The sequence below is a fragment of the Paraburkholderia susongensis genome (genome assembly GCF_900177725.1).
Classification (GTDB): domain Bacteria; phylum Pseudomonadota; class Gammaproteobacteria; order Burkholderiales; family Burkholderiaceae; genus Paraburkholderia; species Paraburkholderia susongensis.
The window spans coordinates 373,288-387,199 of record NZ_FXAT01000004.1 but is presented as its reverse complement, the minus strand read 5'-3'; the positions used below and the strand labels follow the sequence as shown (position 1 = coordinate 387,199).

General features: G+C 62.1%; 12 protein-coding genes. 11 read left to right on the top strand and 1 reads right to left on the bottom strand.

Features of this window, described 5'->3' with window-relative positions; genetic code table 11:
- Window positions 1-337 precede the first annotated feature (337 nt).
- The 9 genes from B9Z01_RS14635 to B9Z01_RS14595 all read left to right on the top strand — a co-directional run bounded on the left by B9Z01_RS14635 (window position 338) and on the right by B9Z01_RS14595 (window position 8,965).
- A complete protein-coding gene (locus tag B9Z01_RS14635; protein ID WP_085484160.1) occupies window positions 338-991 on the top strand; it encodes a protein-L-isoaspartate O-methyltransferase family protein in 654 nt (217 codons plus the stop codon).
- A gap of 75 nt (window positions 992-1,066) precedes the next feature.
- The gene (locus B9Z01_RS14630; protein ID WP_018419659.1) at window positions 1,067-1,390 is read left to right on the top strand and encodes a rhodanese-like domain-containing protein; all 324 of its coding nucleotides are present in this window, start codon (window positions 1,067-1,069) and stop codon (window positions 1,388-1,390) included.
- 311 nt (window positions 1,391-1,701) lie between these two features.
- Window positions 1,702-2,574 (top strand): hypothetical protein, encoded by an 873-nt coding sequence (locus B9Z01_RS14625; RefSeq protein WP_085484158.1) that lies wholly within the window; start codon window positions 1,702-1,704, stop codon window positions 2,572-2,574.
- Window positions 2,575-2,584: 10 nt separating this feature from the next.
- The gene (locus B9Z01_RS14620) at window positions 2,585-2,812 is read left to right on the top strand and encodes a hypothetical protein (protein WP_085484156.1); all 228 of its coding nucleotides are present in this window, start codon (window positions 2,585-2,587) and stop codon (window positions 2,810-2,812) included.
- A gap of 221 nt (window positions 2,813-3,033) precedes the next feature.
- Complete coding sequence (locus B9Z01_RS14615) at window positions 3,034-3,330, top strand: hypothetical protein (RefSeq protein ID WP_085484154.1); 297 nt, start codon at window positions 3,034-3,036, stop codon at window positions 3,328-3,330.
- Entirely contained in the window at window positions 3,300-3,974 is a 675-nt protein-coding gene (locus tag B9Z01_RS36225; RefSeq protein WP_085484152.1) for a hypothetical protein, read from the top strand. Before B9Z01_RS14615 ends, B9Z01_RS36225 begins: the two co-directional genes overlap by 31 nt.
- Before the next feature lie 8 nt (window positions 3,975-3,982).
- The gene (locus B9Z01_RS14605) at window positions 3,983-4,399 is read left to right on the top strand and encodes a DUF4279 domain-containing protein (RefSeq protein ID WP_085484150.1); all 417 of its coding nucleotides are present in this window, start codon (window positions 3,983-3,985) and stop codon (window positions 4,397-4,399) included.
- 459 nt (window positions 4,400-4,858) lie between these two features.
- Complete coding sequence (locus tag B9Z01_RS14600) at window positions 4,859-5,344, top strand: hypothetical protein (RefSeq protein WP_085484148.1); 486 nt, start codon at window positions 4,859-4,861, stop codon at window positions 5,342-5,344.
- Window positions 5,345-5,845: 501 nt separating this feature from the next.
- Window positions 5,846-8,965: an autotransporter family protein gene (locus B9Z01_RS14595; RefSeq protein ID WP_167387490.1), complete on the top strand. Its 3,120-nt coding sequence runs from the start codon at window positions 5,846-5,848 to the stop codon at window positions 8,963-8,965.
- 111 nt (window positions 8,966-9,076) lie between these two features.
- On the opposite strand, the gene aptA is transcribed toward B9Z01_RS14595, so the two are convergent.
- On the bottom strand, window positions 9,077-10,408 hold the full coding sequence (gene aptA / locus B9Z01_RS14590; RefSeq protein WP_085484144.1) for an omega-aminotransferase AptA: 1,332 nt from the start codon (window positions 10,406-10,408) through the stop codon (window positions 9,077-9,079).
- A gap of 418 nt (window positions 10,409-10,826) precedes the next feature.
- Between aptA and urtA the strand changes: the two genes are divergently transcribed.
- Together urtA and urtB are read left to right on the top strand one after the other, a co-directional pair.
- Window positions 10,827-12,125, top strand: coding sequence for an urea ABC transporter substrate-binding protein (gene urtA / locus B9Z01_RS14585; RefSeq protein ID WP_085484142.1), 1,299 nt, complete (start codon window positions 10,827-10,829; stop codon window positions 12,123-12,125).
- Between the two features lie 95 nt (window positions 12,126-12,220).
- Window positions 12,221-13,912, top strand: a complete 1,692-nt coding sequence (urtB, locus tag B9Z01_RS14580; protein WP_085484140.1) for an urea ABC transporter permease subunit UrtB — start codon at window positions 12,221-12,223, stop codon at window positions 13,910-13,912.

Below are 13,912 nucleotides of genomic sequence, written 5' to 3'. Positions count from 1 at the left end.
TACATTTTTGAACGAAGCCACCGCGAATCGCAAGGACGGATCGCTAGGGATTAACACGGGGGCGCCAGGGGGCGCCAGGGGGCGCCGAGGGACACCGTGAGTGCCCGGTCCGGGCTGGCGCGGGCCGGTTGCGGTTGCGGGGCGGCCGTTGCGAGTGCACGGGAGTCCAGGCGCGCCGCCGCCATTTGGTACAATTCCGCAGTTACCCTGATGCGGCTTGCAGTCTGAAGGCTTTTCCGCGAAGCCGCACCCGATGGCAAAAAGTCGGAGCAGAATCAGGTCGAAAAGTCCGCGGCACATCTCGCCCGCTCGCCAAACCAAAACCGCCGAATCCATCATGAACATCGAGCAAGCGCGTTTCAACATGATCGAACAGCAGATCCGCCCCTGGGAAGTGCTCGACCAGGACGTGCTGAATCTGCTGTCGATCGTCAAACGTGAGAATTTCGTCCCCGCTGCCTATCACGACCTGGCGTTCGTCGACTTCGAAGTGCCGCTGCCGGCCGGCCAGCGCATGCTGGCGCCGCGCGTCGAAGCGCGCGTGCTGCAGGAACTCGCAGTGAAGAAGCACGAAAGCGTGCTCGAAATCGGCGCGGGCTCGGGTTACATGGCGGCGCTGCTCGCGCATCGCGCGCAGCACGTGCTGACCGTCGACATCGAGCCGGAACTGGCCGAACTCGCGAAGAGCAACCTGATCGCCAACGGCGTGCTGAACGCCGAAGTCGCAACCGGCGACGCCGCGCGCGGCTGGGCCGGCGCGGCTCCGTACGACGTGATCTGCGTGTCGGGCGGGCTGCCGGTGCTGCCGCAGGAAATCCTCGAACAACTGAAGGTGGGCGGCCGCCTGGCTGCATTCGTCGGCACCGCGCCGGTCATGAAGGCGCAGATCATCACGCGCATCGACGAGAAGCAGTACCGCATCGCCGACGTGTTCGAAACCTACGTCGAGCCGCTCGCCAACGCGGTGCAGCCGTCGCGCTTCAAGTTCTAAGCTGCGTTTTTAGTTGCGTTTTTCTCCGGACGGACGGCGCGCACGCCGCCGTTCCCCGAACTGGATCTCCCGCTGATGCAAAACCTGACCGCTCCCGCACTCGCCGAATGGCTCGCCGACACCTCGCGTCCCGCGCCCGTGCTGCTCGACGTGCGCGAGCCGTGGGAACTGCAGACGGCGTCGATCGCCGGCATCGTGTCGATTCCGATGCGCGAGATTCCCGCGCGCAGCGAAGAACTCGACGACGACGCGCAGATCGTCTGCATCTGCCATCACGGCGCGCGCAGCGCCCAGGTCGCGATGTTCCTCGAATCGCGCGGCCATACCAACGTCTTCAATCTGCAAGGCGGCATCGACGCGTGGTCGCGTCAGGTCGATCCTTCTGTTCCGACTTACTGAGCGATCGGGCGTGATGACGCTTTGAGGTAGCGCGAGGACTGGCGGTTTTCGCGCCGCTTGTCGTCTCCGCTCTGTCTCTGCCTCCGTCCCCTTCTCTGCCAGAAAGGGTGGTGAAACCCCTGCAAGATTAGCGTCTTGCGGGGGTTTTCTTTTTTTCTGGACCGTCATTTGGCTGCGGGACCTCGTGTGCACTTTCATCGAGGTAGAGGAAATTTTGGGCCGTCGCCCATGTACGGATAACCTGTCGCACGGTATTTATTCTGATCGCTGCCGATCCGGGCAGCGACTTCAGATAGATCGTCGACACACCTATGTCCCTGTCCGTATTTGAGATGTGCTCCGTGGAACTGTACTGTCAGAGACCACTGGGTGCCCGTTATGTCATCTGCAATGAGCAGCACTACAAGGTGTGCCTGAGAAAGGCCGCCGACCTCGAGAAGGCCAAAGCAGATACCCGGGAATTTCTCGGTATTGCCGGACTGAACCGTCGCGAGTGGGAGAAGGACGGGAATCTGGTCAGGAGTATCCAGAAGCGTGGCTGGCTGTGGTTGCGTGGTGTTCGGGACCGCAACCCCGACACCGATGGCTGGTGGGTCATCAATGCGCTTCTCTCCGAAGTGCGCAGGGGCTCGCTGCTTGCCATCAAAGGCCCTCGTGCCGACCTGTTTCCGCGACCCCACGGCACGCCGTTGAGGACTCTCCCGGCGAGCGCAGTCTATCTACCGGACGGCGAACCCAGGCTGTCCGGCCAGTATGATCCGGGCACCCGGCAAGGCCGGTTGGTCGCTGCACGCGCCGCTATGGCTAGCAGCAGCCTGCATGATGCGGCTGTCGCCGTCGTCGGTACACTAGCCGGTGGGAACTACACAAACGCAGATAGCGCACATGGTAGCGACCCGGCCCACGATGGGGATACCTCAACACTGTCCGGCAATGCACAGCCGTTCAAGTACACGCCGGATACGGTGAGCCGCGACGCTGAATATCTGGCCGGTATTGGCAATCGCGGCGACATGTATGCATGCGACATCATTTCAGCCGAGTGCAAGGGGTCCGTGCTGCGCGAATTTCCTGGCCAATACCTGGACTCAACACTAAACGATATTCAGAACGATGCGCAGGACGGGGTAAAAGACGCCCGGAAAGCGCTCAAGCTACTCAACGACGGACGATTCAAGAAATAGGACGATAACCATGCCTCATTCATTGTATGGCCTGCTTGACAGACTCGACGCTGCCAAAATTCACTACTCCCTAAGCCGCCAACGGCCGGGTACCGTGCTTGTTTCCGTAACCGTTGTCGGTCAGCGCATCGAAATTGACGTGTTCAACGATGGACATATGGAGGTGTCTCGTTTTGTTGGGCATGAAGATATCGAAGGTGGCGCGGAATTGATCGACTCAATTATTGCCCTTGGCTAGCGCTCAGTCCATTCGCGCTTATCAAACGACATGGGGCAATCGGAGATGACCGCTAGCCGATTGAGCGGCCATGCCTCAGGACAGCCCCCTGCCCGATACGGCTGCCGCCGTGATCGGTACGCCGGCCAGCAACAGGGACGCCAACACTGCCTGGCACTGCGCAATCGTTCGAGTACACGCCGGATGCAGTTCCAGAACTATCAAACTCGTCGAGGTTATTCATGAGTCGAGGACAAACCGCTTTTATCGCCTTTTTCGACGAGCACACCGGTCAGGTGAAGTTTTGCGTTGTGCCGCGGCAGTTCGTCCAATCCGCGATCGATCGCGTTATGACGATTAGTGTGCCGCCAGATGCCCCCGAACATTCCGATACCCCATTCACTGACGAAGACGCGCGGAAGCTAGGGGGTATCGCGGTTCTCACCATTGCAGGCGCGAACCCTGAACTGCAAGAGCGCCTGCAAATCACTACCGAAGCTCCGATGGAATGGACGCCACCGGAGCGACCAACCAAGTAAAGCTTCGCTCCACAAACACAAAAGCCGACGCTCGCGAGTCGGCTTACCTGAATCTGGTTAGGCGTATCCAGAAGCGTCACTGGCTGGGGCTACATGGTGTTCGGGACCGCAACCCCGACACCGATGGCTGGTGGGTTATCAATGCGCTTCTCTCCGAAGTGCGCAGGGGCTCGCTGCTTGCCATCAAAGGCCCTCGTGCCGACCTGTTTCCGCGACCCCACGGCACGCCGTTGAGGACTCTCCCGGCCGGGTCTGTCCAGTATGATCCTGCCACCTGGCAAGCCCGCCTGCGAGCCGCACGCGCAGCCATACCTGGCGGCAGCAGCGATGGCGGTCTGTCCGATGCGGATGTCGCGATGGCCAACGATATGGATGCCCGAACTCCGCTCGGCAATACGCAACCGTTCGAGTACAGCGAGAACGACTTTCCGGACGCCACGGGCACAGAGGAACTAGCCGGTACAACTAACGAAAAATACGCCCGGAAAATGCTCGGTTACGACAGTTCCAGCTTCCGCGAAATGATTCATAGATTCAAAAAATCCAATGGTATAGGGCCGAATGATGATCTCGAGTTTGAGGAAAATGGAGACGTGTACTTCAACGGCGACTACCTTGATAATTTTCACGGTTACGATAATTAAGGGCGCGAATGACAAGCAGACTTGTTGCATCAGCAAGCTTCATAATAACGGGAGACCGTGTTGTGCCGGAATGGTGGACACGGTATTTCGAAGTATCGCCGGACATAGCCGTAACCAAGGGTGAGCCGCTCCGCGACCCAACCGGACAAGGCCGCGCGCTGACGCGGCGAACGGGCGTGTGGGGCATTGAGAGCGAAAAGGCCGTGCGTAGTGACAACCTGGAGCCGCACCTACGCTACCTGATTCAGCGCCTGGCATTGCCACGCTCCGACTTGAGCTTGCACGTTGAAAGCGCGGGAGCGAAAGTGAGATTTTTTTGCTATTGGGTCAATGAATCAGGCGAGCGAGTGCCCGACGTGCCGGACGATATCCGCGCGATGATGGAAGCGATGGGTGGAACGATCGAAATTGATGAATATCGGTAGCCCGCAGTCCGTTCGCGCTTATCAATCGACATAGAGGGCAATCGCAAATGACTGCTCGCCGATTTCTTGGCCATGCCTCACGACAACGCCCTGTCCGATACCGTTGCCGCCGTGATCGGTGCGCCGGCCAGCAACAGGGATGCCTCAAGCCAGTGAAGTGCAAGAGCGATGGAAGGTTAGTGAACAGCCAGAACAAAACATGGGGTTGGGAGTATGCGAGGAACAGCAGTTTGCTGATTAAAATATTCGAAGAATACCCATCATTTCATGATTCGGCCGTAAGGACATTTTGCATGCAGAGAAGGATTCGATCATTTTCGAAGAAGCTTCGGCAATGGATATTTCCCTATCCAGAGAATCGGATGGGTTAATGAAGTTTGATCTTATGCCCAACATCGGTCTCGATATACGCTTGACCTGCATAAAGGTTGTAGTCAGTTCTATCCAGCCCTATATGTAATGATCGATACGCAAAGAGAAATTGAGCGTCGCTTGTCCGTACTCCGAGGGTTAAAGTTGAGTGGCGTGAACCACGCCGCAGATATGCTTACCATGGGGTTTGGACTGCTGAGGCAAGTCACCAACTTTAAAGGCAAGGTGAAATATGTCGGTGAATGGGCCCTGCACGTTCAATGCACCTGGCAGCTTGAGCGGGCGGGCGTCGTTGTTGCAACCCGGGATGACCTTTGCGGTCCCGATGAAAAGGCGCACGCGACCGCAAACCGTCTCCAGGAAATGTTGATCGAACGCGGCACCTTCATTGTCGAAAGCTTGACAGCAGACGAAACGGACGGCGTAGTGCTCACGCTTTCAGGAGATCTGCGCTTTATCGTCATTCCGGATGGAATCGAGGAAGACGAAGATTGGCGGTTCTTCGCACCGGGCGTCGATGCGGCGCATTTGGTGATTGAAGGCGGGACAGTCGCTATCGAATCGTTCGATTGAGCCGAAATGATGCGGTGAAGTGGAACCGTGGAAGCGTTATCGAGATCGACGAGTACCGATAGGGCGCTACGTAGGCCGAGGTAGACACGTACCTGAATCGGCTGTGGCATCGCGCGAACATTCGGCGACTCGCATGGTCCGTATCCGTCGAGTTTGCCATCGAGCCGGTAATCGAAAGCGGCATTCCTACATCGGCACGCCTGAACTGCGCAACAGAGCCACCACATCCCCGCGGGGCGCTTTCAAGCCAGTGAACAACACTTCGTCAGCACAATTCATCCATCGCCCATAGCCGAACCCTCAACTCACCTGTTAGCGTGAAAGTCCGATAGGAATACAGAGGAATTTTGCATGTCACAGGTGAATGAGTCAGACGGTGTTCGCGTCGTACTGAGCGCCCCGCAACTGGTGGCGGAGCTGTCTCGCCAGTCGTTCAGACCGATCGAAATGCGTCAAATAACGCGACGACGGAAGCGGGAAAGCAGATGGCAAGAGCAGTTCATGTCTCGCAACAGTTTCCGGAAGAAAAGCACCGTTGCAGCCGTTCTGTTGCTGGCTACAAATCTGGCGAACGCGCAGGCCGTTTCCGTTACCGACGGATCGACCGTTTCCGTCGGCGGCAGTCTTGCCACGACCGGCAATGGCCCTCTGGCAATCGGACTGTATGTGACAAATGGCAGCACCGCGACGGGATCGGCAAACATCACGACAGGCGGAACAGGTGCACATGGCGTCCGTGCGGAATCAGGCGGCAACGTGCGGCTTGACGGAGGTTCCGTTACGACCGCCGGGCAGCAGGCAGTCGGCGTCTTCGCGTCCCAGGGCAAGGCAAACGCGACTCTCACCGGCGTCACGATCCAGACTTCGGGCGACTGGTCCGCAGGCGCGGAAGCGAACAACGACAGCGTGGTAACGCTGCACGATGGTTCGATCAGCACCTCGGGGCAGTATGCCTACGGCCTGTACAACATCGGTACGGGGGCCAACCTGTCGGCAACCGGTACCGTGGTGACGACGACCGGTTATTACAGCGCTGCGGCATACAACCAGGCAGGTGGCCTGATGACGCTCGACGACGTTTCGCTCACGACAGCAGGGGTGGGCGCGCACGGTGTGCAGATTGGCTCGCGGGGTGTCATCGGCGACGGTTCGACCAGCGACGTCGTGAATATATCGAACAGCACCGTAACCACGACAGGCGCCAGTTCAGAGGGCTTGCTCGCATCGGACAACGCCACGTTGAACGGAACGAACGTGAACGTCAGCACGTCTGGCGCAAACAGTTTTGGCGCCGCCGCCGAGTTCGGCGCGCAGATGCAGTTGCAAGGCGGTTCCGTCACGACGACGGGAGACGGTGGCGCGGGTTTGCTGGCCGCGGGCATGCCGGCCACCGTCGGCGACCCCGGTACGGCTGTGTCTTCCCTCACCGCCAGCGGGCTGACGGTCAGCACGTCGGGGCAGAATGCACCCGCTGCCTTTGTCGCGGCCGGCAGCAGGCTGTCGGCCACGGACAGCACGATCACCGCAACCGGTGCAGGTTCGGATGCGCTCCTCGCGCAGCATCTTGATACGGCCGCGCCCGCTACGGCGTCTTTCACTGGAAGCACGCTCGCATCGACACAAGGTGACGGCCTTCATGCGAATGGCGTGGCGCTGGATGTGAACCTGAACAACTCGACGGTGACGGCAGGCGCGAACGTCATGAATGCCGACAGCGATGTTCAGTCCGGGGTCGGCGGTGTGCTCAACGTGGTGGCTGATGCGTCGACCCTGACTGGCGCCGCGTCCGTGGACCCGGCTTCGACCCTGAACACTACGCTGCAGAACAACTCGACATGGAACGTCACGGGCCCCTCGGAAGTCAGCACGCTGACGCTCGATAACGGCACCGTGCGCTACCTGTCCGCAGCCCAGCTCAATGCCGGGAGCCTGACGCTCGGCGCGGGCGGTGGCACGTTCGATACGAACGGTTTCGATGCTGGCGTGAATGCGGACATCGGCGGTTCAGGCGCGCTGCTCAAGGCGGGCAACGGCACGCTGGCACTGAGCGGAACGAACACCTATTCGGGCAACACCACGGTCGGCGCGGGCACATTGCAGGCGGGTTCAGCCGGCGCGTTCAGTCCGGCGTCCGGCTTCACTGTGGCGAGCGTCGGTGTACTCGACCTGAACGGATTCAACCAGACCGTGGCGAGTCTCGGCAACAGCGGTACGGTGCGTTTCGGCACCGCGCCGGGAACTGTGCTGACGGTCGCCGGAGACTACGCTGGCAATGGCGGTGTGCTGGTCATGAATACGGCGCTCGGCGACTCGTCATCGGCCACCGATCTGCTGCACGTACAGGGCGCGACCTCCGGCAGCACCGGCGTCCAGGTCCTGAACGCCGGCGGTCTCGGAGCACAGACCACCGGCGACGGCATCATGATGGTCCAGGTCGATGGCGCGTCGAATGGCGTGTTCGCGCAGGCCAGCCGGGTCGAGGCGGGAGCCTATGAGTACACCCTGCATAAGGGTGGCCTCGGTGGGGATGCGGCGAACGGCAACTGGTATCTGCGTTCGACCCTTGAAGAGGATCAGCCGCCCAGCGTCGCCAGTTTTGGCGACCCACAGCCTGTGGCAGAAGGCGCGTCCACTCAGGATCCGGCGCCGCTCGCCTACCGGCCCGGCGCGATCGGCTACGCGATGACGCCGCAACTGAACGCCAGTTACGGTTTCTCGATGCTTGGCACGCTTCACCAACGGGTGGGCGACGTTCCGGGTGCGGTCAGGCCGTCGAATGCGAATACGAATGGCGTGTGGGGCCGTATTGACGGACAGACCCTGCAAGCCGGCGCGATGAACCGCTTTTCGGCGGATAGCCGAAGCTTCTTTGCGCAGTTCGGCAAGGACTGGACGGTTGCGTCGTCGGAAAATGGCGGCAGCACACATGCTGGCGTCACGTTGACCGTAGGTTCGGCATCGGCGGATTTCTCCGACTCGTTGCGCTCCCTAGCCGGTCTGGAGACGTCCACCGGTTCGGTGCAAACGCAGATGCAGGCAATGGGTGGTTACTGGACCCGGTATCTCGCGGACGGCGCCTATTCGGACAGCGTCGTCCAGGTATCGCGCTATCACAACCGCTACGACGACAGCGTCGGCAACACGCCGGATCAGAACGGATTTTCCATCGCGGCGTCGGAAGAAATTGGCAAGCCGTTCCAGCTGGCGCAACTGCCTGTTGCATTCGAGCCGCAGGCGCAACTGGCCTATCAGTACATGAATCTGAACGGCTTCAGTGACAACGTCTCCGCGGTTTCGGGGACCATCACCAATTCCCTTCGTGGGCGTATCGGTTTCCGCATTTTCAGGGCGGACATGGAAAACGAATCGAAGACCAGCACCGCGACGCCGTATGTCATGGCGAACGTGCTCCATGATTTCCTCGCGCCGGGGCAGACCGTTGTGGGTGGTACGCCTTTTAACGCCGGATTTTCGCGCACGTGGCTTGATGTTGGGGCCGGTCTGACCGCCGCTTATGGGAAACGGGGCGAGCTGTATGCATCGGCGGGTTATCAGCGGAACCTTGGCGGTCAGCGGCGGGAGGGCGCGACTGGTCGTGTCGGCTTCCGGTATAGCTGGTAAGGCTGGGGCCTCTGCTCGCCGCTTGATGAAGTCATTCGGAAATGGTTTGAGGCCGCGCTTCTTGCGCGGTTTCAAATCACCTGCACGCGATGACACCCGCGCCGCTCGCCCCTACTCCGTCTCCCTCAACACCTCGGCCACGGTCCCGAAGATCTCGTCTATCTGCGCTTCCTCGACGATCAGCGGCGGCGAGAACGCGAGGATGTCGCCGGTATAGCGCGTGAGCACGCCCTTCTCGAAGCAGCGCACGAATACGTCGTAAGCACGCGCGCCGGGCGCGCCGTCGCGCGACGCCAGCTCCACGCCGCCCACGAGCCCGAGATTGCGCACGTCGATCACATACGGCTCGCCGCGCAGCTTGTGAATCGCGCGCTCGAACACCGGCGCCATGCGCGCGGCCCGCTCGAACAGTTGCTCGCGCTCGTACAGATCGATCGTCGCGCACGCGGCGGCCGCCGCAATCGGATGCCCTGAATACGTATAGCCGTGGAACAGTTCGATGCCGCCTGGCGCGCCGTTCACGATCGTGTCGTGAATCTTCGCGCTCGCCGCGACCGCGCCCATCGGCGCGGCGGCGTTGTTGGTGCCCTTCGCCATCGTCAGCAAATCGGGCGTCACGCCGAAGTACTGCGCGGCGAATGGCGCGCCGAGCCGTCCCCAACCGGTAATCACTTCGTCGAAGATCAGCAGGATGCCGTGTTTGTCGCAGATCTCGCGCAGCCGCTGCAGATAACCCTGCGGCGGAATCAGCACGCCCGCCGAGCCCGCTACCGGCTCGACGATCACCGCGGCAATCGTCGATGCATCGTGCAGCGCGACGAGCCGCTCGAGTTCGTCGGCGAGATGCACGCCCCACGCGGGCTGCCCTTTCGAAAACGCCGCTTCTTTCAGGTTGAACGTGTGCGGCAGATGATCGACCGCAGGCAGCAGCCCGCCTGAAAACGCCTTGCGATTCGGCGCGATGCCGCCGACCGAAATGCCGCCGAAACCGACACCGTGGTAACCGCGCTCGCGCCCGATGAGGCGCGTGCGCTGTCCTTCGCCGCGCGCGCGGTGATAGGCGAGCGCAATCTTCAGCGCCGTATCGACCGCCTCGGAACCCGAGTTCGCAAAGAAGATATGTTTCAGATCGCCCGGCGTATGACGCGCGATTTTCGTCGCGGCCTCGAACGCCTTCGGGTGCCCCATCTGGAAGGTCGGCGCGAAATCCATCTCCGCGGCCTGCGCCTGCACCGCCGCGACGATCTCGTCGCGGCAATGGCCCGCGTTCACGCACCACAGCCCCGCGGTGCCGTCGAGAATGCGCCGGCCATCGTGAGACGTGTAGTACATCCCCTTCGCGCTCGCGAGCAGACGCGGCGCACTCTTGAACTGGCGGTTCGCGGTGAAGGGCATCCAGAACGCGGACATATCGGGTGGGCTGACGGCGGCGCGCTCGCTCATGTCGGGTCTCCTTGCGTGAGTGATCTGCGGGAGTGGTCTTTCAGTTTAGGCAGCGCGCGCGTCATGCACAAAGTTGCGGCGCGGCCAGGTCGCGCTTGCACCGTCTATGCACCACGTACGCACCGCCCGGCACGCGCTCGTCCGCTGGCGTCCCTATGCGCTTCGTTGCGGCGCGGCACGCACCCGAACGAGGCGTATCGCGTGCTGCTGCACCAGTTTCGCGCCGCAGCCTGCCTGCGCATGCGCCACGCATTCGCCGCCGATAGCCGCGCCGCAGCAGGCAGCGCGCGCGTATCACCGCGAATGCGTCACATGGCATATGCCTTGCAGTAGACGAGCGGCTAGCCGTGCGGGCCCAGTCCCGCTGGCTGAAACCGGCTCTCATAAACAGTCACCATCAATGGCAAGGGGAAAGCACATGAAACGTCGCAGTCTGTTGAAATTCGGCTCCATGTCCGGCGCGCTCGCGCTTGCGGGCCGCGTGCCGTTCGCGCACGCGCAGTCCGATAGCGGCCCGATCAAGGTGGGGATCCTGCATTCGCTGTCGGGCACGATGGCGATCTCCGAAACGTCGCTGAAGGACACCGCGCTGATGACCATCGCGGACATCAATAAGAACGGCGGCGTGATGGGCCGTCAGATCCAGCCGGTGGTGGTGGACCCCGCGTCGAACTGGCCGCTCTTCGCCGAGAAGGCGCGCCAGCTTCTCACGCAGGAAAAGTGCGCCGTGGTATTCGGCTGCTGGACCTCGGTGTCGCGCAAATCGGTGTTGCCCGTGTTCGAGGAACTGAACGGCCTGCTGTTCTATCCGGTGCAATACGAAGGCGAAGAGATGTCGCGCAACGTGTTCTATACGGGCGCGGCGCCGAACCAGCAGGCGATTCCCGCGACCGAATATCTGATGAGCGCCGAAGGCGGTGGCGCGAAGCGCTTCTTCCTGCTCGGCACCGACTACGTGTATCCGCGCACGACCAACAAGATCCTGCGCGCGTTCCTCAAGTCGAAAGGCGTGCAGGAGACCGATATTCAGGAGGTCTATACGCCGTTCGGTCATAGCGACTATCAGACCATCGTCGCGAATATCAAGACCTTCTCGCAAGGCGGCAAGACCGCGGTGATCTCGACCGTCAACGGCGATTCGAACGTGCCGTTCTACAAGGAACTCGGCAACCAGGGGCTGAAGGCGACCGACGTGCCGGTCGTCGCATTCTCGGTCGGCGAGGAAGAGCTACGCGGCATCGATACGAAGCCGCTCGTCGGCAACCTTGCGGCGTGGAACTACTTCATGTCGCTGCGCAATCCGGCCAACGAGAAGTTCAAGAAGCAATGGGCCACGTGGGTCAAGGACAACAACCTGCCGGGCGGCGCGAAGCGCGTCACCAACGATCCGATGGAAGCGACTTTCGTCGGCATCCATATGTGGAAGCAGGCGGTCGAAAAAGCGAAGAGCACCGAGGTCGACAAGGTGCGCGTCGCGATGGTCGGCCAGACCTTCGCGGCGCCTTCGGGCTTCACGCTCGAAATGGACGGCAACCACCATCTGCACAAGCCGGTGATGATCGGCGAGGTGCGCGCCGACGGCCAGTTCAACGTCGTGTGGCGCACCAAGGGACCGATTCGCGCGCAGCCGTGGAGCCCGTTCATCGCCGGCAATGCGGGCAAGCCGGATGTGGTCACTTCGATTCCCGCGTTTTTGCGGCGCTCCCGGGTCGCGTGACTCGCGGAGTGTCAGATTGCGGCTCGCGGCGGCGGCTCACGCCGCCCTCGCCGCTTTCATCGGCTTATCGATTCACCACCGTGCAAAAGGCCATCATGGCGTTTTCATTTCCGACATTCCTGCGACGACGCTTCACGCTGCACTCCGTACGTTGCTTCGCATTCCGTACGATCCGCGCTGCGGCACTCGTGCTGCCGCTCGTGGCATTCCTCGCAGCCGCGCCGTCCGCCGCGTTCGCGTTGACACAGGCCGACGTCGCCCCGCTCGCCGGCGACGACTTCGAAGCGAAATCCGCCGCGATCGACAAGCTGATCGCGATGCACGACGCCGCCTCGCTCGCGGTGCTCAAGGCGCTCGCCGACGACAGCGCGCTCGCCACCGACGCGGGCGCCCTGCTGCTGCAGGACGGCGAGACCACGCGCGATGCGGTAACCGGCCAGACCGTCGCCGCGAACGACACCACAAACAACGCGCAGCCGGTCACGCTGAACAACCTGCTGCGCTCGAAAGTGGCGGGCGCGCTCTCGGGCCTGCAACTCGCCTCGCCCGATAAGGCGACGCGCGAAGCGGCCGTGAACGCGCTGCTGCAAAACCCCGATCCATCGATCAAGCCGCTCGTCGACGCGGCCCGCGCGAAAGAGACCGACCCTGCGCTCAGGAAACGTCTCGACACGCTGTGGGCGATGAGCGCGCTGCACGACGCCGATCCGGCGAAGCGCCTCGAAGCCGTGCAACTGGTCGCGGCACGCCACGATCTCGACATGAACGAACTGCTGCGCCCGCTCGTCGCGAAGAAGGCGGATGGCTCGTTTGCGGAAAGCGACGAACGCGTGCGCGCCGCCGTGCAAAGCGGCATTGACGAGCTCGACGCGATCCAGCGCCGCAGCCAGATCGCGGGCACGCTGTTCGCGGGGCTGTCGCTCGGCAGCGTGCTGCTGCTCGCGGCGCTCGGCCTTGCGATCACGTACGGGCTGATCGGCGTCATCAACATGGCGCACGGCGAATTCCTGATGATCGGCGCGTATGCGACCTATGTCGTGCAGAACCTCTTTCAGCGCTTCGCCGCGGGCGCATTCGACTGGTATCCGCTCTTCGCGGTGCCGGCCGCATTCGTCGCAGCAGGGCTCGTCGGCATCGTGCTCGAACGGCTCGTGCTCAGGCATCTGTACGGCCGTCCGCTCGAAACGCTGCTGACCACGTTCGGCGTGAGTCTGATCCTGATTCAGGCGACGCGCATGCTGTTCGGCGCGCAAAACGTGCAGGTCGTGAATCCGTCGTGGATGAGCGGCGGCGTAACCGTGCTGCCGAACCTGATCCTGCCGTACAACCGCCTCGCGATCCTCGCGTTCTCGCTGATCGTGGTCGCGATCGCGTGGGCCGTGCTCACGCGCACGCGCCTTGGCCTCTTCGTGCGCGCGGTCACGCAGAACCGCCGCATGGCCGCGTGCGTCGGCGTGAAGACCGCGCGCGTCGACTCGTATGCGTTCGCGTTCGGCGCGGGCATCGCCGGGCTTGGCGGCTGCGCGTTGTCGCAGATCGGCAATGTCGGCCCGGATCTCGGCCAGAGCTACATCATCGATTCGTTCATGGCGGTCGTGCTCGGCGGCGTCGGCCAGCTTGCGGGCACGGTCCTCGGCGGCTTCGGACTCGGGCTCGTCAGCAAGGCGATCGAGCCGTTCTGGGGCGCGGTGCTCGCGAAGATCGCGGTGCTCGTGCTGATCGTGCTGTTCATCCAGAAGCGTCCGCAGGGCATGTTCGCCCTCAAGGGCCGCAGCGCGGAGGCTTGA